The organism is Bradyrhizobium sp. B117 (assembly GCF_038969555.1).
In the GTDB taxonomy this organism is placed as follows: Bacteria; Pseudomonadota; Alphaproteobacteria; order Rhizobiales; family Xanthobacteraceae; genus Bradyrhizobium.
In genome coordinates, this window is sequence record NZ_CP152414.1 from 4,595,664 (window position 1) to 4,617,466 (window position 21,803).

The window sequence follows — 21,803 nt, forward strand, 5'->3', positions numbered from 1 at the left end:
TATTCGGCGCACAGGGAGACGCGACGCTCTATCGAGGCGCCATTTTCTGAAACGATCTTGTCGGAATTCCTTGCGGACGCTCTTCTGGCTCGCGAGATGGACCGTCCGCGGTTACTCCGCAGCAGCCAGCAGTCGAGGGCGCACGTGCTGTGCTTGTGCCGCGTAAGCAATGCCCGACGGGATCGAGGCCAGCAGCGACTTCGTATACGGTTGCTGCGGATTGTCGAATATCTCGGTGACGGGCCCGTGCTCGACTATGCGTCCCCGATGCATGACCGAGACGGTGTGGGCGAGCTGGCGTACCAGTGCGAGGTCGTGCGAGACGAACACGTAGGTTAGGCCCAGATTGGCCTGGAGCGTAAGCAGGACTTCGACGATGCCGGCCTGGACGCTGACGTCGAGCGCGGAGGTCGGCTCGTCGAGCACGATCACGTCGGGTTTGAGCACGAGTGCGCGGGCGATGGCGACGCGCTGGCGCTGACCGCCGGACAACGCCGCCGGCTTGCGGGAGAGCAGGTGCTCGCCAAGGCCGACATCGGCCAACGCTTCGCGAACCCGCGCGTCGCGCTCCCCACGCGTGCCGATCTTGAAGCGGTCCAGCGGTTCCCGCACCAGCCGCTCGATCGTCCAGGTCGGGTCCAGCGAGGTGAACGGATTTTGGTAGACCAGCTGAAGGTTGCGCCACACCGTGCGCAATGCCTCCGGCGAGCGACCCGTAATCCGTTCACCGGCGACCGAGATGGCCCCGCTGTCGGGTTGCTCGAGGCCGAGCAGCAGCCGCACCGCTGTCGTCTTGCCGGAGCCGGACCCGCCGACCAACGCGTGCGTGGTGCCGGCCGGAACTGTGAACGACAAATCGCTGGCGGCCGTCAGCGTCTTGCCGTCGACGGTGAAGGTCTTGGTAACGGCGCTGACCTCGATCTTCGGTTTGGCACCGATACTGGTCTTGAGAGATCGGACACCAGTGTCACGCAGCGCGGCGTAACGGTCTGGGTTGAGCGCCGGGACATCGGCGCGCAGCTTCCTCGCATAAGTCGATGCCGGCGAAGAGAAGACGGAGGCGGTCCGGCCAGACTCCTGAATGACGCCGTCTCTGAGCACAACGAGCGCGTTCGCCCGCTCGGCGGCAATCGCAAGATCGTGCGTGATGAGCAGCAAGCTGATCTTGAGATTCTGCTGCAATCGCGTGAGCAGGTCGAGGATGCGTTTCTGGATCGTGACGTCGAGCGCGGAGGTCGGCTCGTCCGCGACCAGCAATGCCGGCCGTGGAAGGATCGCCAGCCCAATCAGGACGCGCTGGAGCATGCCGCCGGACAGCTGATGCGGATAGGAGTCGTAGATGCGTTGCGGGTTGTCGAGCCCAACCTCGGCAAAAATATCCAGGATGAGCTGCTTGCGGATCGCCTTGTCGGGCTCGTCGAGCAGCGCTGCGGCCTCGTGGGCCTGGGAGCCGATCGTCCGCACCGGATTGAGCGAGTTGGCTGGGTCCTGCGGCACGAATCCGATGGCGCGTCCGCGCAGCGGCCGGAAACCGCGCTCGGAGATATCAAGCACCTCCTGGCAGTCGAAGGTAACGCGGCCGGTGGCGCGACCGCCGCTCGGGAGCAGCCGCAGCACCGCGCGGGCGATCGTCGACTTGCCGGAGCCGGACTCCCCGATGAGGGCGAGGCTCTCGCCGCGGCCGAGTTCAAAGCCCACATTGGAGACGACTTGGTTCGAGCCGTAGGAGACCGACAGGTTATCGACCCTGAGCAGCGGAATCGGGCGCAGCGGGGTCGGCGCGATCAGTTTGGCGCGGGTGAACGTCGAGGTTAGTCCGTCTTGCGGAGCCATCGGCTGATCCTGTTCACAGAGAGGACGGTCGCGATCGTGACGAAGGCGGGCGCGTACACCAGCCACGGCCATTTCAGGTAGTCTTTGCCGATCGAGATCAGCAGGCCCCAATCGGAGGCGGGCGGGGGATCGCCGTAACCGAGGAAAGCGAGACTGGCGATAACCAGGATCGACAGGCCGAATTGTAAGACCGCGAGTGGCAGCACCGAGCGCGATGCATTCGGCAACACGTGTCGCAACAGGATGTGCCAGCGCGAGCCGCCCATCAGGAACGCAGCCTCGACGAAAACCGCCTGCCGGGTCTTGATCACTTCCGAGCGCATCACCCGCGCGAACGCGGCCACCGCCGAGACCCCGGTCGCGATTGCGGCATTGGTGGTATCGAAGCCGATCGCGGTGACGACGATGACGGCCAGCAGGAAGTTCGGGATCGCCAGCAGCACGTCAACCAGGCGGGCGAGCGCAATGTCCACCCAGCCGCCGAGGAAGCCTGCGAGCAGACCGATCAAGCCGCCTGTGACGGCCGCGATGGTGACGGCAATGAGCGCGCTCGTCACCGAGGATGCCGTGCCATAGACCACGCGGGTGAAGAGATCCCGGCCGAGGTGATCGGTGCCGAACCAGTGCGCGGCGCTGGGGCTGAGCAGCTTCTCGGCGGGAACACCGACAACCGGGCTATGACTCGTGAACAGGCCCGGCGCCAGCGACCAGGCGATCACGATCGCGATGACGGCGAAGGCCAACGCAACGGTCGGCGGCAGCCGAAGCGCTGTCAGCCGGCTGATCGCCGTGATCCGCGAGTCGGAGGAGAAGGAGGCGAGGGTCATGACGACACCGCCGCGGATGCGGTAGCGGCGCTGTCGTCAGCCGTGGTCGGCCGATATCTACGATCCCCGATCAGCTTCACGCGCGGGTCGAGCAGCGGGTAGACGAGGTCGGCGACAAGGTTGACGAGCACGAACACGATTGCTGCAAGCGAGACGACGGCTTGCAGGACAGGCAAGTCCTGCGTGCTCACGGAGCGCTGCACCAGGCTGCCGATGCCGGTGCGTCCGAACACCGTCTCGGTGATCAGCGAACCGCCGAGCAGTTCGCCGATGGCCAGCGCAATCACGGTCACGACCGGGAGCGAAGATGGCTTGAGCAAGTGCCTAGCAAAAAGGCGCAGCTGCGTCAGGCCACGAGCGCGCGCAACGCTAGCGTATTCCTGCTCCGACTCCTTGTCGAGGTTCGCGATCAGCACCTCGGCGATCCGGGCGGAGACGGGGATTCCGAGTGCGATCGCGGCAAAGAGAGTGGCCCAAAAGCTGTTCGGTTCGATGACGCGGAACAGCCCGAGCTGAAAGCCGAAGACGTGGATCAGGATCAGGCCGATGACGAAGTTCGGCACCGACAGGAACAGCGATGGGAAGCCGCGCAGCAGGCCTTGCCCGAATCGCCTCGGAACAAACTGCGTGCCATGACCGATCGTCACCGCCAGCAGCAGCGCGATGGCGAAAGCCTCGGAGGCGAGAATCAGCGTCGATGGCAGAACCTCCGCGATCAGGGTTGTCACGGGTCGGCTGGATCGCATCGACAGGCCGAAATCGCCGGTGACGAAATGGGACAGCGATGTCCAGAGCTGGACCTGGATCGGCTGGTCCAGCCCCTGGGCCGCGATGATGGCCTTGATCTCCTCCTCGGTGAACCCGTTCTGGGGATCGCGCAGGACGTTGGTGATGGGATCGCCCGGCAGGATGCTGACGACGACAAACGTGAAGACGTAAGCCAACAGAACGACGACGAAGGCCTGCGCGAGGCGCTTCGCGGCATAGGCAAGGTAGGCATTGCTCATCCCGGTCCCCTCGACGCGTTGCTCGATGTCACGGCACCTCACTCGCCCTTCGTGGCCGTGTAATAGCTGGCATAAGCGACGCCGTTATAGACTTCGCCCCTGAGCCTCGGGGATTGCACATAGACCCGCTGGACGATCTGCGTGCGCGGGATGAAGTAGCCCTGCTCGAGGACGTAGATCTGCAACTCATCGAGCAGCAGGTTGCGGATGTCGGTCGAAGAGGCGCCGGCGATCTTGTCGCGGAGATCGTTGAGCTTGTTGTCGCTGTCGCCGAGATTGAACCAGTTCTCGCCATTGTTGGCGTCGGTGAGGATGCTGGCGACCGTGCCGGCATCGATGAAGCTGCGCGTCACTTCGTAGGCCGGTACGGCCGGGCCGCCGAACCTGACCTTCTCGCCGAACGTCACGACGTCATAGGCGCGGATGGTGACCTTCCACCCGATCTTGCCGAGTTGCTGCGCGATCAGCTCGTCGATCGACTTCGCCGTCGCAAGGTAAGGATTGGAGTAGAGCGTCAGCGTCAGCTGCTTGCCGTCCTTGGCACGAATGCCGCCGGCGCCCTTGATCCAGCCCGCTTCGTCGAGCAGCTTTTCTGCCTTGCCCGGGTTGTAGGCCAAGAGGTCGCTGTGGTCGGTCGCACCAGGCACATTGCTCTGGATGAAGGACGTCGCCAGCTTCCAGTCTGATGTATAGATGGTGTCGATGATCTCCTTGCGGTCAATGGCGGCCTGGAGCGCCTGCCGCACCTTCACATCGTTGTACGGCTCCAGCTTGGTGTTGACCGCAAGGCCATTGACGAAGCCGAGATAGCGCGGCGTGGCGGTGGTGAAGCCTGCGTCCTTGAGCGATTTCAATTCCTGCGGGGAGGGGCTGTAGGCGACATCGGCCTGGCCGGACTGAACGGCGGCGACCCGCAACGATGGTTCGGACACGATCTTGTACGTGATCGAATCGAGATAGGCCGGGCCGGTGTGACCGACGGCTGCGGGACCCCAATTGTAGTCCTTGCGCTTGACCAGCTTGACGAAGTCGCCCTCCTTCCAGGAGGCGACCACGTACGGCCCGCTGCCGGACGTCTTGGAGAGGTCAGCCTGTTGGGCTGCGGGCTGCGCGAGCGTCTTCGGAGAGATGAGAATCGAGCCGTGATAGCCGAGCGTCGGAATGAAGCCGAGTGTCGGTGCTTTGAAGACAACTTTCACGGTGAATGCGTCGACGGCCTCGGCGCGGTCGTAGGTCTTCGGGAAGAGGCCAACCGGGTTGATGCCCTCGTTCTTCCGCCCGGCGTACCAGATGTCGAGATTGGCGACGACGGCCGATGCGTCGAGTGCGGTGCCGTCGGAGAAGGTCACGCCCTTCTTGAGGTGCAGCGTGAACTGGGTGGCATCGCTGCTCTGTTCCCAACTTTCGGCGATCCAGGGACTGACCTTGCCGTCGGCATCCACATAGACGAGCTTGTCGGTCACATGGCCCCAGATGTGGCCCTGGAAACTGGAGATGGAGCTGTTGTTGGGAACCCAGGTGCCGCCGAGCGAGTCGATCAGGAAGGTGACGTCGCCGCCATTCCGTGGAGCGCCGGCGCTTTGAGCCGGAGATAGGCTCGCCATTGCCGTCAAGACTACGGCTGCCAACACAGAGGTCGCGACCAACAGGCAACGCCGGGAGAGTAGGAGTGAGGAGAGGCGCGCAGTCATGGATAGCCCCCGATGATAGGTGGTGTCGATCACGGCCGGGCATTCATGGAGATGCTTCGGCGCGATCGACATTTCGGCCTAGGAGAGGCGAAACGAGGTGCCGTGGCCATTCCAAAGTTTGGATGAGGTAGGCAACGAACGTTTCGATACAGGGCCAATGCGCGCGACGGCCATTTCGTCTTCGGCGTGAATGCACTCGATCGAGACCGTCTTATGGCCGAACATCCGTCGATTTACGCCGTTGATCGTAGGTTAGTTCGTGCCCGGCGTCGCAATCATCCTCTCGAGCTCGTCAGCTCTCGTGGTGTATCGCTGATTGGAAAAGCCATTCTGCAAAATTTGGTGCGATGTAGAACGGGACTGATGCTGGCGATCGAAAGATGAACTTTGTTACCATCGAATTGCTAGCTGGAATCTGCAAAAGGTGGCTCCGTCTCAAGTGAGACGGAGGTCAGTAATACGGCCTCCGATGCGATTGGCTCGTCCCGACGGGAACGTTGACGAAGAACGCCGCAGCTGAAAGATACCAGACTTCGCGGTGAGGGAACATGCCGAGGATTCTCAGAGTTAGCTGAATTGGCCGTTATTTAGCTGGAGGTAGCTCAAATTTGCCCATGATGGATTGGAGCGAGAGTTCAAGTCTTTCAATCGGTTAAAGGCCGGCGTGTGCACGACGTGTGCACCGGGAGATCAAGCAAAATCTCGTCACAGCCAATGTGAGCAGACCTTGTGAACTGGGGATGAACCGCCTGCGGCGCACGGGCACAATCATTATTTGAGGGGACAGATGATTGCTGATGCGCAGTTGCAGTCGTGGGAGGCAGAGAGTGTCTCCCTTCCGCACTCATTCGCGCAGCTCCACTGATCCAACCAAGAAAGAGCAGCTCTTGGTAGCGCTTCCCGGCTACCAATCGTAGACTTTACAGCCATGCGACGATCCTGTGCGATTTTTGGCGCCGAATCCTGGTCCAGCACATCGGCGGATTTTATCGGCTGAAGACCAAGCCGGATTCAAAATGTGCCGGGATAGGCTCCGCCATCGATCAGTATGTTCTGTCCCGTGATGTAGCCTGCCTGTGCCGAACACAGGAACGCGCACGTCGCGCCGAACTCGTTCGGATGGCCGAAGCGCTTACTTGGATTGTTGGTACGGACCTCTTCGGTGACCTCTGCCACGCTACGCGAGGTGTTTCGAGCAAGTGCCGCGAGATTGGATCTCAATCGGTCCGTATCGAACGTTCCCGGCAACAGGTTGTTGACGGTCACGTTGTGCTCGGCAGCAGAGCGCGCCAGGCCGGCGACGAAGCCCGTCAATCCACTTCGCGCACCGTTCGATAGTGCGAGCATTGCGACGGCGCCTTGACCGCGTGCGACGTAATGTTGACGATGCGGCCGAATTTGCGCCCGATCATCCCATCGATAGTACATTTGATCAGCGCGATGGGCGCGAGCATGTTGCCATCAAGCGCCTTGATCCAATCGTCGCGCTCGAAGTTCCTGAAATCGCCTGGCGGCGGTCCACCGGCATTGTTGATCAGAATATCGGGCTCTGGGCAGGTGGACAGAATGGCCTCGCGCCCCTCCTGGCTCGTGACATCCGCAACCACTGTTTGAGGTCGGTTGCCGGTGGCCAAGTCGATCTCCCGAGAAGCACTGTCGAGGACCTCGCGCCGCCGGGCGACAATCACGATTTCGACGCCCTCGCGGGCCAGTGCCATGGCGCTGGCCTTTCCAAGGCCCTGGCTCGCCGCGCAGACGATGGCCTTGCGGCCTCGCAATCCCAGATCCATGTGTCCTCTTCGGATGTTGCCGCGACTGCAGCGTGACTTGTCACTTGTTGGGTAGCGTCATGCCGGCTGGCTTGGAACCCCACATGCAAAAGCTTGTCGGCTCGAAACCAAACTGGCGTGGGCGGTGCGTTGCCTCATCCTCGATTTCATCGACGCCCACCGAATATTCGAAGATCATGCCGTCCGGTCCCTTGAAGTAGAGAAAGCGGGCTCCCGACGTCGGATGCCGGCCGGGACCGAACACAATCGGTACGCGCTTTTCGTTCAGGAAATAATAGGAGCGCAGCACGTCGTCGCTGCTCTCGACCTGGTGATTGATGTGCTGGATGCCGGCCTGCGGCGCGCGGACGAGCGCGATGGTGTGATGGATCGCGTGGACCCGCATCAGCGGGATGTCACCGATGCGGTCGCTGACGCGCGCGTTGCAGACCTGGGTCCAGAACCGCTCGTCGCGCGCGGGATCGGTTGAGTTGAGGCCGACATGGCTGAAGCCGGTGATGCCCGCATCGCGGCTGGCGAAATAGCGCCGCCCGCTGCGTTCTGGCCGCACCACGAGCTCGATGTGGTTGCCGGTGGGATCGCTAAAGCCGATAAACGCCTTTACTTTGCGCCGCTCCGCTTCCTCCGTGGTTCCGGCGTGGACGGCGCGGCCGAGCGATTCGAGGGTGGTTGCCGCATCCTGAAGACTTGCTTCGTCCTCGATCTCGAATCCGACGGTCTGCTGCTTCGGATCGCCTTCCGAGTAGCACAGCGTATGCGCGCGTTCGTCCGATCGGAGGTAGAGGTCGGCCTTGCCGCGCTCGGCGATCTGCAAGCCGAGGCAAACGGTGGCGAATTGCTCAGCCTGCTCGAGATCCGGTGATCCCAGGCGGACATAGCTCACATCCTTCAATTGGATCATGCCGTTTTCCTCTTCACTTATCGCTGCGCGCTCAGTTCGGGAACGCCCTTGCTCTCGCTGCCCCAATTGCAGAGCGAAGCGGCGGTGGGTGGGAATTGCCGGGGAGGGCGTGCTCTGGCGCCGATCTCGGCCGTGCCGGTGACATAAGACAGGATCAGTCCGTCGGGGCCTTCGACGTGAAGGAAGATCTGCTGGGAGGCCGGCTGACGGCCGGGACCCTGCACGATCCGCACCTGATTTTCCTGCATGAAGTAGCTGTTCTGCATGATCTGATCGAGCGCCTCGACCTCGAAGGCGGCGTAGAGCAGACCGCGCCGTTGCGACGGATAAAGGGCGATGCGGTGATGCAGCGCGTCGATGCGCAGGTACGCGATGTCGCCAACCCAGTCGCTCACCTCGCCGCCGAGCAGGCGCCAGAAGGCGAGATCACGCGCATGGTCGGTGCTGCGCAGGCCGATGCCCTGAAATTGCACGATGCCTGCCACCGTTCAGGACGACGACATCGACAATCTGCGCGACCTTGCGAGCGGCGCACCTGTCGTCCGGGCCGTCAACGACATGTTCGAGACTGCGGTCGAACTGCGCGCCAGCGATATCCATATCGAGCCGGGCCGCACGTCGCTGATCGTGCGCATGCGCGTGGATGGACTGCTGCGCAATGTAACGACCCCCAACGGTGTTCCGCCGCAGGCGGTGATCTCCCGCATCAAGATCCTGGCGGGTCTCAACATCGCCGAGCGTCGTCTACCGCAGGATGGTGGCGCACGGGTCCGGGCCGCGCGCTCGGAGATCGACGTGCGCGTGGCGATCATGCCGACGCAGCACGGCGAGTCCGCCGTCATCCGTCTCCTGCCGCGGGACCGGGCCCTGTTGTCGATCGACAAGCTGGGCTTCCTTGCTGGCGATCAGAGCAAATTGCAGCGTATGCTGGCACTTCCGCACGGCATGATCATCGTGACCGGACCGACCGGCAGCGGCAAGACGACGACGCTCGCGACGGTCCTGTCGCTGCTCAACGAGCCCACCCGCAAGATCCTGACAATCGAGGACCCTGTCGAATACGAGATTCCGGGCATCTGCCAGTCCAGGCCAAACCGTCGATCGGGCTGACTTTCGCCACCGCACTGCGCTCCTTCGTCCGCCAGGACCCCGATGTGATCATGGTCGGCGAGATCCGCGACTCCGAGACGGCCCATGTCGCCATTCACGCCGCGCTCACCGGCCATCTCGTGCTGACCACGTTGCACACCGAGACGGCTGCGGCCGCCGTGCCACGGCTCCTCGATCTCGGGGTCGAGGCGTTCCTGCTGCGCTCGACGCTGCGTGCGGTGATCGCAACAAGGTCGATCTCAAGGAATTCAGTCGGCATGAGACGCTCGATGCCGTCGACGGCCAGAGCGGCTATTATTGAAAGTTGAGGCTGCGTCATATCGTAAGAGCAGCTTAAAGTAGCATTAGATCATACTCATCTTCCGGGCTCGCGGTGGCTCCGTGCAGGCGAGCGGGATGACCGGCCGCTGGCCGCAGCTCCGATTTTTCCTTTAAATTCGCGATCGAATTTGCGATGCAGGCTCCAGGGGTTGAAGGCGGCCTGAGTCTGGAGGGGAATTTTGGCAGGACGCCGGTGTGTGCTAGCAGGGCCGCGGGACCGGCCGGGGGCATCGGGCGAGCGCAAATTAACCATCGGCAATGCGATGGTCGCGCGAAAGGCTTTACTGTGGGGACAATTCGCGCAAAGCCTGTCGCTACGAACGCAACCCTACTTTTCATTAGTCAGTTGAAAAGGTTAACTAATCCCGCTTTGCTAGGGCAAAGTGGGGACATTGGCCGGAGAGGGCGAGATGGTCGGCAGGAGACATGATTCGCGGGAAATTTCGGACAAGCTGGCCCAGGCGGATCAACTCGCGGCTAGAGGCAAGACCCAGCGCGAGATATCGAAGGCGCTCGGCGTCAGCATCATGACCTATCATCGCTGGAAGAAGATGCTCAAATCTCCCGAGCCTGCGAAGGATGGGGTAGGCGGCGCTATTGACATTGGCTCGAGCATCCCTCGCGATGCCAACTCCGAATACACCATCAAGCGCCTCGAGGTGGAAAACGCGCAACTGCGACGTCTTGTAACTGACATGTTGCTCGAGAAGCTGAAATACGAGGAAGAGCTGCGCGCACGCCAGGAGCCGCGGCTCCGGCGCCCCGAGAAGGGCTAGCGCTTCCGCAAGCGAAGTGAACACCGGTTCGCATCGGGAAAACGCGGCAATACAATAAATCGAGAGCCCCGTTCCGATGTCCTCGGAACGGACATGGCTCTAGGGCCTGATCCCCAAAGCGGGAGGCAAGGGGAAGGACGAGGCAAGGGACGCGGGAAGCGGCGAGGCCGACGACGCGAGTTCAACGGCCGGTTTGGCCTGCTCGGCACCGAACGATACCCAGACGTTCGGATCCGTCGCGCTCTGGCGCGACAGGTATCGATAATCGTCTCGTACCAGAACAGATTTCCGGCGTCTGGTTGTCGAGGATCATTTCGCCTCGATCGGACCGGACGGTCAGGACGGCATGACGCGTCCTGGTCTGGCCGCGCTCCTCGACGATGGTGATCAGCAGCGCGCCCTGGGGCCACCCAGCCTTCGCCAGCAGCTTGCGCTTGAGCAGGACCATGTCTTCACAATCGCCGCGGTCGAGCGGGTAGGCCCAGCGCTCGGTTTTTCCATAGAGTTCGGCATCGCTGGTCCACGTCACGCGATCGTTGACGTATTTGTTGATCTCGTAGAGTTGCTGGAGCAGCTCGGGCGTGAGCGTGACGTCGCGCGCCTGATCGGCCGAGGGCTTGCATTCGTCGGCATTGGCGGCACAGAGCTGGAGCCAGCCATTGGGCGCCTTGGTCGCGCTGCCGATCGCGGCGAATAGCGCCGGACGGGTAAGGAAGGCGTGAGCCGGGAGCGCATCCCAGGCGAACAGGGCGGCAGCGGCAGCCGCGATCCACGCGCGAAGCCGTCTGGCGGTTCGTCCCTCCATGCAGAAATTCGTCATGCCCGTTCCCCACCGGATTCCGGGTGGAAGGCTCGCAGAGACAGCTCGCGATCCCGCTAAGCAATTGCTTCAAATTGAACGGATCTCGGCAGATGCCGTTTCACGCGGACGGCTATGGTGTGATTTCAGTTAAGGTTCAGCGATGGTCGCTCCGCAGCGGCTCCCAGATCTCGATATCGCGATCGCGCACGAGCAACCCGGGAAGCGCTTCGTGCCAGGCGTTTCGATAGGATCGCTTGATCTGGACATTCAGGAGCTCTTCATGGCTCTCCCAGGTCTCGTAGAGCATGAAGCGATATTCGGACGTCGGATCGCGATGCAGGACCGCCTGGTGGAAGGTCGGCTCGTTCCGCATCGCGTCGAGTACCATCCCGAGCAGCCGCAGAAAATTTTCGCGCTGCCCAGGCACGACGTCGAACTTGATGACGTAGGTAACCGGCATGGGTGACTTGCCTCGGTGTTCGCCCTGGCGGGAATTGCCGCCAGTCGACGCGAGGATGCGCCACGCAACCCAGGCGGGTCGATTACCTCGCGGGTAATGAGGACGCGAAATGTGCACGCCAGTTCAACCGCGCAAGTCAGCCCGACGCTGCATCTGCTTCGGCGTCGGACATCAACACCCGCGCCGGATGGCTGAAGATTTCGAATTGGTCTCCGCGCGCGACACCGACGAGCGTGGTGCCGCTCGACGTGAGTCGGGGCATTTTCACCGAGGCCGCGGGTGTAAGACGCGATCGCGTGCGCTGATGAATTGGGAGCGGTGCATGAGTGCTTGCCTTGCGTCTGTTCATCGACGCGCGAGCGCGAGCAAGGCTCCGAAACGTCCAGGAACTTGCGATGGCATCTCGGGTTCTTCGCCTGCAGGGCTTGCAACGCCGTTGCTCACATCCTGACGCAGGAAGAGGTTGCGATCCTCGGCAGCGAGATCCTGCTCAAGCAGAACAAGTCCGATGGCTACATATGTGTGAGCTGCGGTGGAGGACGATGAGAGATAGCACGTCGAAGGTCGCTTACATCACGAACGCCGTTCACCTCTGCATCGATATGCAGAATATTTTCGCTCCCGGCGGGCTGTGGGCGACGCCCTGGATGGAACGGGTCTTGCCGACGATTGCCGGGATCGCTTCGCGCTATCAGGCCCGGACGATCTTCACGCGCTTCATCACGCCGCAGGATCCGGAAGATCGCCCCGGACAGTGGCAGCGCTATTTTCACCGCTGGAGCGAGGCGACGCGCCGGCATCTGTCGCCATCCGCGCTCGAGCTCGTGCCGGCGCTTGGCCGGCTCGTTCCGCCCGCCGTCGTCATCGACAAGCCGGCCTATTCTGCGTTCAGCAATCCCGGTCTTGCGACCCTGCTGGTCGAAAAGCACGTCGGCACGGTCGTCATCACCGGGGCAGAGACGGATGTCTGCGTGCTGTCGACGGTGCTGAGCGCCGTCGATTTCGGTTTCAGAGTCGTCATCGTCGAAGACGCGCTGTGCAGCTCGTCCGACGTCGGGCATGATGCGCTGATGACGATGTACCGCACCCGCTTTCACGGCCAGGTGGATCTTCTGACCGCGGAAGAGCTGGCAGAGTTTTGGCGCGCGTAGAAATGCGCGCCTCGAAGCGGCTCAAGCAAGCGCGACGTCGGCCGGCGCCGCTCTCGGTTGGGGCGTCCGCGCATCGCTTTCTGCGGATCGCATGCTCAGATAGGCCGGATCGAAGCCGGCGAGCCGGACCAGTCCCGGCCAATTGGTGATCGTCATGGTCTTGCCCTGCCATTGCAGCAGGTTGCAGCGGCGCAACTCCTGAATGGTGCGGTTGGCGTGCACCGGGGAGATGCTGCAGGCGGCCGCGATGTCGGACTGGGTGAAGGGCGAGGGCAATCTGAAATCCCTGGCGAGACCGACGATCTGCAGGCGCGCGGTGATCTCGCAGAGCAGATGCGCCACGCGCGTCAACGCATCGCGACTGCCGAGATTGACCGTCCAGTTTCGCTGGATCGCGTGATCTGCCAGCAGCATCAGCAGCAGGGCGTGCGCCATGGCCGGCGAACGCGCCGCCATCCCGCGAAAGAAGCGGTGCGGCACGAGGGCGACGATCGCAGGGCCGAGCGCGATCAGATTGCCGTCGATGCGCGGGCGATGGAGCGTGTGAAGGTTGGCGATGTCGCCAGCAACGCAGATCGATGTGATCTGCCCATCCTGGCTTTCCGGATTCTGCCAGGACAGATAGCCCTTGAGCAGCAGGCAGCATTGGGTCGCCTCGTCGCCATGCCGCAGAATGGCCTGATGCGTTCCGACATGCGCGATGCCGCTCGGCATGCCCGCGAGAAGGTCGAGATCGTCGGCGGTCAGGTCGGCAAGGCTCGCCAGGCGATCGGCGAGCCTCGAGTAAGCAAATCCTGCTTGCATGCGATGTCCGATGGCCCGCCGCCCGTGTCGGACTTTGGCCGAGAAGGACGGCGGAAAGCATTAACCTTTGATACGTTTGCGCCGACGAATGGGCCCGGAGCCATGCCGCATGATCGCCTGAGGTCAGGGAACTATGCTCGTCAATCGGCTTGCCGAACCAAGGTTCCTAGCGCTCAATTGACGTTGTCGCCGAGCATGTTGCGGAAGGCGGTGATGACGGCGACAACGCCGCTCACGCCTTGCATGAGCGCGATCTCGCCCTGCTGCTCGTGGCGAATAGCATGGGCCATGATGCGCAGGCGCAGATCACCGCGGCTGTGCCACATCTGATCAGCCATCCTGACCGCGCCTCTGTGATGCTTGCTCATTGCTGCGACGAACAGCGCGTCGAACTGGTCGGCCGGCGCGGTCTTGACCTGCCGCATCTCGTTCGGCGTCAAGAAGCCCGGCATGGCGGCGCGTTCCTCGGTGCTGCAATCCGGCATGTCCGTGTCGAACCAGCTCAGCCACCAGGTCTCGAAAATCCGGTTCTCGCCGGTCTGACTCGCGACCATCAGCATCGCGAGCTTGCGCAGATGCGGATCGCGTGCGCGTTCGGCACCGCTCTGTGCGAGCTCGATACCCTGCGTGTGATGCGTCGTCATATGGCGGAGATAAGCCTGGTCGGCATTCCTGTCGCGGCCGGTCCAGGGCAGCTCAAAGCCGATGCTGCCGAGCAGCGCGATTGTGCCGAGCACTGCAACCATGGCCATTGCGCCGGTGATCCAGGCATTGGTGAAGCGTAGGTCTCGTTCCGGCGCGTTGCCCGGCATCCAGCGCAGCCGCGCGAACAGGGGATACATCACGGCGGAGGAGCCGTGGACGAGCAGGCCGATCCAGTAGGGCTGTTGCAGCGTGAACAACGGCTGCCAGAACGGAAACAGCGGCACCAGCACGAACCATTCCATGGCCGAGGAAAACACGGCCCAGGGCAGCGCGAGCAGCAGGATCGTGAGCGGCCGCAAATCGGCGGTCCAGCGCCCGAGCACGCCGAAGAAGACCAGCGCCCAGGAGAAATCCGCCCATTGGTGGAAGGCGATGCCGGTGAGGATCGCGCTCCACGACGGCTCGGCGCTGATCGCCCAGTCGCGTGCCGGAATGGCCGCAACCGTCATCCAGTCGACCGCGGCATCGCGGCCGATTCGGGTGGCGAAGAGCTGGCTCACGATGGTCGAGAAGCTGCTACTGATGAGGCCGAGCGCGGCAGCGGCGATCCAGCGTGAATGCCGCCGACGTATGGAGAGTAACGAGGTGCTCTCGCCAGTGTGCTGAAGGGAGATGGCCGGGTGCACGGCGGTTCACGTGAGCTGCTTGAGCTTCTTCAGCGGATTGAGATCGCTCGGCTGGTCCTGCTCGTCACGGCCGCGCTCGGCTTGCGCCTTGCCGTCGTCGTGCAGATCCTGATCGCCGATGATCTCGCCGACAGCCTGCCTGGTCCTGCCGACGATCCGCTCCCGAAGACCCTTGGTCTTGCCCATGAGCTGCCTCCGATATGGCCTGCCTCCAAGCTCACGCCGCTAACCCCGGCGCTTGAAGGGGGCGAGCGCCGGGGCTGCGGTCTGGTACGCTTCCGGCAGCGGGGGGACCCCGGAAGCGTTGATGAGACTCGCTGGCGCGCCGATGGTTCCTGCGGCGATCACCGGTTCTCGAGCGCGATGATCACCCCTTCATTGCCCCGAAGCAGGGTGGTGGCGTGCGGCAGTGGCGCGGGCGGTCGGTCCAAATGCGTCGATATCAGCAGGCGGCCATGGCCGTGCCAGTGCCATTTGCGCGGTTCGGCGGCGATGTTGAGCGCGACCAGTATCCCGTTAAGGCCATCGGTCCGCCGGTAGGCCAGAACCTCGTTTTGTGAACGCAGGGGCTCATAGCTGCCCTGGCGTAGGCACGCATGCTCGCGCCGGAGCGCCATCAGCGCGCGAAACAGCGCCAAGATCGAATGTTCGTCACGGCGCTGCGCGGTCACGTTGAGCGCGCCATCGCGCTCCATCGGAAGCCAGGGATCGCCGGTGCTAAAGCCGCCATTGGCGCTGTTGTCCCACCGCATCGGCGCGCGTTCGGGGTCGCGGCACAGTCCGTATCCCGGCACCAGCTTCTCGAAGGGATCGCAGACGCGGTCGGGCGGAATCGGCACGCGCTTGCGGCCAATCTCGTCGCCCATATACAGGAACGGCGTTCCGCGCAGCGTCATCAGCAGCATCGCCAGCACACGCATCTGCGCTTCGCCGATCTTGCTCGCGATCCGCTGCTTGTCGTGGCCGCCGATCAACCAGACTGGCCAGGCGTCGTCGGGCAGGGCGTTATAATAGGCGTCGATCGCCGCTTGCAGCGACAGCGCATCCCAATGCGCGTCGAGCAGCGCGAAATTGAGCGGCAGGTGCAGGCGCGGCCGGTCATTGCCGTAGAAGTGACCGATGCGGTCGGTCTTGCCCTGCACCTCGCCGCAGAGCAGCCGTTCCGGATAGTCGTCGACTACCTCTCGGATGAATTCGATGCAGGTCATCGTCTCCGGCCGGTCATCGGTGAAGACAGGCGTCCGACGCTGCGGCGGCGGTTTGCCCTCGGCCTGCGGGTTCGGTGGATTGTCACGCAAAAGCTCGTCCTTGATCAGGACCGCGCTGGCATCGACGCGAAAACCGTCGACGCCGCGATCGAGCCAAAACCGCATCACATCGGCGATCGCGGCGCGCAGTTGCGGATTGCGCCAGTTGAGGTCGGGCTGCTCGACCAGGAAGGAGTGGTAGTAATATTGCCGCCGCGCCTCGCACCATTCCCAACCGCTGCCGCCGAAGCGGCTCAGCCAGTTGTTGGGCGGCCCCCCGGTCTCGGCCGCATCGGCCCAGATGTACCAATCGGCCTTGGCACTGTTCGGCGAGCTGGAGCTCTCGACGAACCATGCGTGATCGTCCGCGGTGTGATTGGGAACGAGATCGAGGATGAGGCGGATGCCTTCGGCGTGCAGCGCCTCGAGCAGGCGGTCGAAATCATCGAGGCTGCCGAAGGCGGGATCGATCGAGCAGTAATCCGAGATGTCGTAGCCGAGATCCCGGAACGGGCTGTTGTAGATCGGCGTCAGCCAGACCGCGTCGACGCCGAGCCATTTCAGATAGTCGATGCGCGACATCAGGCCGGCGAGGTCGCCCTTGCCGTCGCTATTGGAGTCCTGGAAGGAGATCAGTACGATCTCGTAGATGACGGCGGATTCCCACCACGCGCCTGCTTCACCGGACTTGGCGGTCATCGACTTGCTTCACCTCGTCATGCTTTGACGTAAGCTGCGATCTGCTTCGCCGCGCTCCGGGCGCTCTCGATGCCCTTGGGGAAGCCGCTGCGGTTCGGATAGAGCTTGCGGCGTGCATCGCGCGGCGGCCGACGCGGCTTGGTGTCCTGCGCCGCCTGATAGTCGAGCATGGCGATGCCGCCGACCATCAGCAGCGCGAGCGCAATGTTGCCCTTCCTCGGATTGTCGGATGTCAGCCCCGAGAGCAGCGCGGCGGCATCGAGGCCATCGCCGCCGACGCGCGCCCACAAGCCGGCATTCTTGTCGACCGAGAGCGACATGATCCCGGCCAGGATCTCGCGCACGCCGAAAGCGCGCACCAGCGTCTCGCAGCCCTCCATGCCCAGCGTTTCCGTGACGCGTCTCGGCGCGAAGAATTGCACGACACCGAGGCCGATGCTGAACCAGCCGAGCGCGCGGGCGAGCTGGTCTTCCGGCCGCTTCAGGCTCGGCCCGCCCTCGATGATCTCAGGATCGCCTTTGGTGCGCACGATGTTGGAGAAGTGAAACATAGGCTTGCTCCTCAGGGCCTCAGCATGACCTTGACGCAGGAATCGCGCTTGTCGCGAAACACCTGGTACATCTCGGGGCCTTGCTCGAGCGGAACGGTGTGGGTGATGACGAAGGACGGATCGATCTGGCCCTCCTCGATGCGGCGGAGCAGGTCGTCGGTCCAGCGGTTGACGTGGGTCTGTCCGGTGCGCATCGTCAGTCCCTTGTTCATGAAGGCGCCCATCGGCAGCATGTCGGAGAATCCGCTGTACACGCCCGGCACCGAGATGATGCCGCCGGGCCGGCAAACATAGATCATCTCGCGCAGCACATGCGGTCGGTCGCTCTCCGCCATCACCATCTGCTTGGCGCGGTCGAGCAGCGTGTCGGGCAGGGAAGCCATCACGTGGGATTCCATGCCGACGCAATCGATGCATTTTTCCGGGCCCTTGCCGTCGGTCAGCTCCTTGAGCCGCTCCAGCACGCTCTCGGTCTCGAAATTGATCGTGGTGGCGCCGCCGGCTTCCGCCATGCTGAGCCGCTCGGGCAGGCAGTCGATCGCGATCACCTGGTTGGCGCCGAGCAGGATGGCGCTGCGGATCGCCATCTGCCCCACCGGACCGCAGCCCCAGATCGCGACTGTGTCGGTCGGCACGATGTCGCATTGCACGGCGGCCTGCCAGCCGGTCGGGAAGATGTCGCTGAGAAACAGCAACTGCTCGTCGGGGACGCCGGCGGGCACCTTGATGTGGGTAGCGTCGGCGAAGGGCACACGCAGATATTCGGCCTGGCCGCCGGGATAGCCCCCGGTCAGATGCGTATAGCCGAACAGGCCCGCCGTGGTGTGCCCGAACACCTTGTCGGCGAGATGGCGCTTGCGGTTGGTGGTTTCGCAAACGGAAAAATTGCCGCGCCTGCACTGGTCGCATTCGCCGCAGATGATCGTGAACGGCACGACGATGCGGTCGCCTTTCTTCAGCTTGCCGTCGACGCCGGAGCCGACCTCGACCACTTCGCCCATGGTCTCGTGGCCCATGATGTCGCCGGGCAGCATGCCCGGAATGTAATTGTGGAAGAGATGCAAGTCGGAGCCGCAGATGGCGCAGCTCGTGACCTTGATGATGGCGTCGCGCGGGTCCTGGATTTCAGGATCGGTGACGGTGTCGCACCTGATGTCCTCCTTGCCATGCCAAACCAGCGCCTTCATCTCCGTCCTCCGAGCTCGATCACGCCATCTAAGTCCAGCGATGAACGATGGTTGCTACGCGGTCGCAAATTCTTCGCACCGCACCGCCCTGCGCAAAATTAGGAACGAGGGAGCAGGCCGGTGATTGGGCGTGATCATCGTCCCCAAGTATTGTGTCGAAGGAACACGCTCATGCCCGCCAATCAATTCGCCGTCGTCACGGGCGCCTCCACCGGGATCGGCCTGGAGCTCGCCAGGTGCTGCGCCCAAGCAGGCTTCAATCTGGTCATCGTGGCGGACGAGCCCGAGATTGAGCGGGTGGCGGTTGATCTGCGCAGGCTCGGCGGCAGCGTCGAGCCGGTGCAGGCCGATCTCGCCACCACCGAAGGTGTCGACAAGCTCTGCGCCGCGGTGGCCGACCGGCCGATCGACGCGCTGCTTGCCAATGCCGGTATCGGCCTCGGCAAGGCGTTCCTCGATCAGGATTTCCAGCGCATCAGGCGCATCATCGACACCAACATCACCGGCACGCTGTATCTCATCCATCGCGCCGGTAACGAGATGCTCCGACGCAATTCCGGGCGCATCCTGATCACGGGGTCGATCGCCGGCTTCACGCCGGGCAGTTTTCAGGCGGTCTACAATGCCAGCAAAGCATTCCTCGATTCATTCTCGTTTGCGCTGCGCGAGGAGCTGCGCGACAGCGGCGTCACCGTGACCTGCCTGATGCCCGGCGCCACCGAGACCGAATTCTTCCGCCGCGCCGACATGATGGACACCAAGGTAGGCACCGAGCCGAAAGATAGCGCCTATGACGTCGCCAAGGCGGGCTTCGATGCGATGCTGCGTGGGGAATCCGACGTCGTCACGGGGATGAAGAACAAGATCCAGACCACGATCGCCAACGTCACGCCCAACGAGATGCTGGCCAAGCAGCATCGCAAGATGGCCGAGCCGGGCACGGCCAAGTCGTAGAAGGAGGGGCGGCGCAATTTCCGCGCGGCGATCCGGCAAATTCTGCGCGGCCAAACGGAAGGAGGGCGCCGATTCACATAGCCTAATGCGCCGGGCCTCCGAAGCGGTCAAACTGCTCACGCTGGAACAGGGGGCTGCGATGGCAATGGATCGTATCGAACAGGCTTTCGTGGCAACTGCAATCACGGGCTTTCTCGTGATGCTGGTGGCAATCGTCTGGATGATGATGAGTTGATGCGGGGAGGCCTGTCTTGCGCGTCGCGCTGCCTTATGCTGCGACTCTCTTGTGTCTGGTGGTGACCGCCTGGCTCGCTTTCGCGCATCTGTTCTGATCGCCGCGAGCCCGCAAGCGAGGGGTGCGAACACGCCTCACTGCGTGTCAGGCCCGCGGATCAGCAATGAGCGCGGCCAGCTTCCGCGCCATCGCCGGAAGATCGATCGGTTTCTCCAGCAGCGGCACGTCCTGAAATTCCAGACCGAGAGTGATCTTGTCGTATCCCGTGGTGAACACGAAGGGGATGTTGCGCGCCTTCAGCTCGCGCGCGATCGGAAAGATCATCTCGTTGCGGATGTTCACATCGAGCACGGCGGCATCCAGGACGCTGCCGTCGTGCAGGATCTTGAGCGCGTCCTCGAGGTGACCGACGGGACCTGCGATCTCCGCGCCGAGCGCGCGGAACGTCTTGCCGATGTCGTCGGCGAGGAAATACTCGTCCTCGACGACGAGAATGCGCCGCCCGGTGAGTTGCTCGCGTTGACGTAATGATGTCGGCGATACCGCCATGGTGCCTCCGGTATTCGCTTCAAGTTCATAGGAACATAAGGCGTCGGCCCGCCTTGGTGCAAACAATGCAGGCGAAGGCCGGTTCCATGCGCAACCGTGACATCATCGTCATCGGCGGCTCGGCCGGAGCCACCCAGCCGCTGAAGCAGATTCTGGGTGGTTTGCCCGCCGATCTGCCCGCTGCCGTCTTCATCGTCCTCCACATTCCGGCGCATGGCATCGGCATCCTGTCGACGATCGCCAGCAGTGCCAGCCGGCTTCCGGTCAGCCAGGCCGAAAACGGCATGAAGATCGAGCCGGGCCGGATCTACCTGGCCGCGCCGGATCACCATCTCCTGCTGTCGGAAGATCACATTTTTCTCGGGCGCGGCCCGCGTGAGAACATGGTCCGGCCGGCGATCGATGCCCTGTTCCGCTCCGCCGCCCTGTATCACGGCCCGCACGTGATCGGCGTGCTGCTGAGCGGTCTACTCTCCGACGGCGCCGCCGGCCTCAATGCGATCAAGCGCTGCGGCGGGATGGCGGTGGTTCAGGACCCCGCGGACGCCATTGCCGACGAGATGCCCCGGCGCGGGATGGAAGCGACCACCATCGACCTCTGTGTTCCCGGCGCCGGCATGGGCGACGTCCTGTCCGAACTGGCCAGGGAGCAGGCCGGAGACGTCTTGCCGATCCCACCCGAGATCAAGCTCGAGGTCGAGATCGCGGCTGGTGACCGGATCGGTAGCGACAACCTTGTTTCGATGGCCGATCCCGTTGCGCTGACCTGCCCGGCCTGCGGCGGCGTCCTGTCCGTGGTCAAGGAGTCCCGCCCGATGCGCTTTCGTTGCCAGGTCGGTCATGGCTACACCGCCGATGCGCTCGGCAAGGAGCAGGAGGGGCGGGTGGATGAAGCCTTGCGGGTCGCGCTGCGCATCATCGAGGAGCGGGCGGAACTGGTGCAGCGCATGGCGGCCGATGGCCGGCGTGCCGGGCGGGCGGCTGTCGCGGAGATGTACGAGGTGCGGGCGGCCGAATATCGCGAATATGCCGACATGATCCGGCGCGTCGTGCTAAAATCGCTCGATGCTCCCGTTCGCAAACGGGAGGCGTGAAGGCTCTGCCATGGCCATCTCCCTTGCCGAACGCACCGCGCAGCTCAATGCCGAGCAGAGCCTGCTGGTGAAGGCCGACCACGACATCGAGGAAGGTTGGCAGCGCATCCGCGACCAGGAAGAACGCGTGCTTGAACTCATGGCCGGCGGCCACGACACCCGTCAGGCGGAGCGGCTGGTGCAGCTGCTCAAGCAGACGCTGGTGGAGTGGGAGCGCCACCGGACGTTGATCGAGCAACGCGTGGCATATCTCCAGCGGGAGGTCGATCCGGGCGACTAAAGGCCGGCCGTCCTGGCTGCGTACCCGGCGCTCCAACGGCGGCCGTTCGCGGTGCATTGCGGCTTTTGCCGGGCCGGGCACGCCTGAGTTTCGGACTGGAACCCGACCACGCCCGGTAGGATCGTGCCAAGCACTACGGGACATTTCTGCCTTTGATCTGTTGGGGTAATATCGATTTCTGCTATTTGCAGGGACCGGTCCCC

At 63.3% G+C, this 21,803-nt stretch carries 21 protein-coding genes and 2 pseudogenes; 7 read left to right on the top strand and 16 right to left on the bottom strand.

The window, feature by feature from the left end; translation table 11 throughout:
• Positions 1–111 precede the first annotated feature (111 nt).
• From AAFG16_RS22540 to AAFG16_RS22570, 7 genes and pseudogenes are all read right to left on the bottom strand, one after another.
• A complete protein-coding gene (locus AAFG16_RS22540) occupies positions 112–1,833 on the bottom strand; it encodes an ABC transporter ATP-binding protein (RefSeq protein WP_342740596.1) in 1,722 nt (573 codons plus the stop codon).
• Positions 1,812–2,660 carry an ABC transporter permease gene (locus AAFG16_RS22545; RefSeq protein WP_342740597.1) on the bottom strand — a complete coding sequence of 283 codons (849 nt, stop codon included), beginning with the start codon at positions 2,658–2,660 and terminating at the stop codon, positions 1,812–1,814. The genes AAFG16_RS22540 and AAFG16_RS22545 overlap by 22 nt, the downstream gene beginning before the upstream one ends.
• A complete protein-coding gene (locus tag AAFG16_RS22550) occupies positions 2,657–3,667 on the bottom strand; it encodes an ABC transporter permease (protein WP_342740598.1) in 1,011 nt (336 codons plus the stop codon). The genes AAFG16_RS22545 and AAFG16_RS22550 overlap by 4 nt, the downstream gene beginning before the upstream one ends.
• 38 nt (positions 3,668–3,705) lie before the next feature.
• Positions 3,706–5,358 (bottom strand): ABC transporter substrate-binding protein, encoded by a 1,653-nt coding sequence (locus AAFG16_RS22555; protein ID WP_342740599.1) that lies wholly within the window; start codon positions 5,356–5,358, stop codon positions 3,706–3,708.
• Between the two features lie 1,011 nt (positions 5,359–6,369).
• Positions 6,370–7,148, bottom strand: a pseudogene (locus tag AAFG16_RS22560) (SDR family oxidoreductase).
• A 40-nt stretch (positions 7,149–7,188) separates the two neighbouring features.
• Positions 7,189–8,049 (bottom strand): VOC family protein, encoded by an 861-nt coding sequence (locus AAFG16_RS22565; RefSeq protein ID WP_342740600.1) that lies wholly within the window; start codon positions 8,047–8,049, stop codon positions 7,189–7,191.
• A gap of 17 nt (positions 8,050–8,066) precedes the next feature.
• Complete coding sequence (locus AAFG16_RS22570) at positions 8,067–8,522, bottom strand: VOC family protein (protein WP_342740601.1); 456 nt, start codon at positions 8,520–8,522, stop codon at positions 8,067–8,069.
• A gap of 85 nt (positions 8,523–8,607) precedes the next feature.
• On the opposite strand from AAFG16_RS22570, the pseudogene AAFG16_RS22575 reads away from it, so the two are divergent.
• Both AAFG16_RS22575 and AAFG16_RS22580 read left to right on the top strand, forming a co-directional pair.
• Positions 8,608–9,467 (top strand): annotated as a pseudogene (locus tag AAFG16_RS22575) (GspE/PulE family protein).
• A gap of 423 nt (positions 9,468–9,890) precedes the next feature.
• On the top strand, positions 9,891–10,256 hold the full coding sequence (locus tag AAFG16_RS22580; RefSeq protein WP_342740602.1) for a helix-turn-helix domain-containing protein: 366 nt from the start codon (positions 9,891–9,893) through the stop codon (positions 10,254–10,256).
• A gap of 181 nt (positions 10,257–10,437) precedes the next feature.
• On the opposite strand, the gene AAFG16_RS22585 is transcribed toward AAFG16_RS22580, so the two are convergent.
• Complete coding sequence (locus AAFG16_RS22585; protein WP_342740603.1) at positions 10,438–11,076, bottom strand: transglutaminase-like cysteine peptidase; 639 nt, start codon at positions 11,074–11,076, stop codon at positions 10,438–10,440.
• Between the two features lie 136 nt (positions 11,077–11,212).
• Positions 11,213–11,518: a putative quinol monooxygenase gene (locus tag AAFG16_RS22590; protein WP_342740604.1), complete on the bottom strand. Its 306-nt coding sequence runs from the start codon at positions 11,516–11,518 to the stop codon at positions 11,213–11,215.
• Between the two features lie 542 nt (positions 11,519–12,060).
• Here AAFG16_RS22590 and AAFG16_RS22595 point away from each other — a divergent pair.
• Positions 12,061–12,669, top strand: coding sequence for an isochorismatase family cysteine hydrolase (locus tag AAFG16_RS22595; RefSeq protein WP_283086349.1), 609 nt, complete (start codon positions 12,061–12,063; stop codon positions 12,667–12,669).
• Between the two features lie 21 nt (positions 12,670–12,690).
• Here the strand turns inward: AAFG16_RS22595 and AAFG16_RS22600 are convergent, their stop codons facing one another.
• The 6 genes from AAFG16_RS22600 to AAFG16_RS22625 all read right to left on the bottom strand — a co-directional run bounded on the left by AAFG16_RS22600 (position 12,691) and on the right by AAFG16_RS22625 (position 18,488).
• Positions 12,691–13,473 carry a Crp/Fnr family transcriptional regulator gene (locus AAFG16_RS22600; RefSeq protein ID WP_342740605.1) on the bottom strand — a complete coding sequence of 261 codons (783 nt, stop codon included), beginning with the start codon at positions 13,471–13,473 and terminating at the stop codon, positions 12,691–12,693.
• 173 nt (positions 13,474–13,646) lie between these two features.
• On the bottom strand, positions 13,647–14,804 hold the full coding sequence (locus tag AAFG16_RS22605; protein WP_342740606.1) for a DUF305 domain-containing protein: 1,158 nt from the start codon (positions 14,802–14,804) through the stop codon (positions 13,647–13,649).
• Positions 14,805–14,810: 6 nt separating this feature from the next.
• On the bottom strand, positions 14,811–14,990 hold the full coding sequence (locus AAFG16_RS22610; RefSeq protein ID WP_283086353.1) for a CsbD family protein: 180 nt from the start codon (positions 14,988–14,990) through the stop codon (positions 14,811–14,813).
• A gap of 158 nt (positions 14,991–15,148) precedes the next feature.
• Complete coding sequence (locus AAFG16_RS22615) at positions 15,149–16,750, bottom strand: alpha-amylase family glycosyl hydrolase (RefSeq protein WP_283086354.1); 1,602 nt, start codon at positions 16,748–16,750, stop codon at positions 15,149–15,151.
• 17 nt (positions 16,751–16,767) lie between these two features.
• Complete coding sequence (locus tag AAFG16_RS22620; RefSeq protein WP_283086355.1) at positions 16,768–17,301, bottom strand: hypothetical protein; 534 nt, start codon at positions 17,299–17,301, stop codon at positions 16,768–16,770.
• A gap of 11 nt (positions 17,302–17,312) precedes the next feature.
• Entirely contained in the window at positions 17,313–18,488 is a 1,176-nt protein-coding gene (locus tag AAFG16_RS22625; RefSeq protein ID WP_342740607.1) for a zinc-dependent alcohol dehydrogenase, read from the bottom strand.
• Positions 18,489–18,659: 171 nt separating this feature from the next.
• On the opposite strand from AAFG16_RS22625, the gene AAFG16_RS22630 reads away from it, so the two are divergent.
• Both AAFG16_RS22630 and AAFG16_RS22635 read left to right on the top strand, forming a co-directional pair.
• Positions 18,660–19,442, top strand: a complete 783-nt coding sequence (locus AAFG16_RS22630) for an SDR family NAD(P)-dependent oxidoreductase (protein ID WP_342740608.1) — start codon at positions 18,660–18,662, stop codon at positions 19,440–19,442.
• 85 nt (positions 19,443–19,527) lie between these two features.
• Complete coding sequence (locus tag AAFG16_RS22635; RefSeq protein ID WP_283086358.1) at positions 19,528–19,677, top strand: hypothetical protein; 150 nt, start codon at positions 19,528–19,530, stop codon at positions 19,675–19,677.
• Between the two features lie 144 nt (positions 19,678–19,821).
• On the opposite strand, the gene AAFG16_RS22640 is transcribed toward AAFG16_RS22635, so the two are convergent.
• A complete protein-coding gene (locus tag AAFG16_RS22640; RefSeq protein WP_342740609.1) occupies positions 19,822–20,226 on the bottom strand; it encodes a response regulator in 405 nt (134 codons plus the stop codon).
• Between the two features lie 86 nt (positions 20,227–20,312).
• Between AAFG16_RS22640 and AAFG16_RS22645 the strand changes: the two genes are divergently transcribed.
• The gene (locus AAFG16_RS22645) at positions 20,313–21,320 is read left to right on the top strand and encodes a chemotaxis protein CheB (protein ID WP_342740952.1); all 1,008 of its coding nucleotides are present in this window, start codon (positions 20,313–20,315) and stop codon (positions 21,318–21,320) included.
• Positions 21,321–21,330: 10 nt separating this feature from the next.
• The gene (locus AAFG16_RS22650) at positions 21,331–21,600 is read left to right on the top strand and encodes a hypothetical protein (protein ID WP_342740610.1); all 270 of its coding nucleotides are present in this window, start codon (positions 21,331–21,333) and stop codon (positions 21,598–21,600) included.
• Positions 21,601–21,803: the final 203 nt, after the last annotated feature.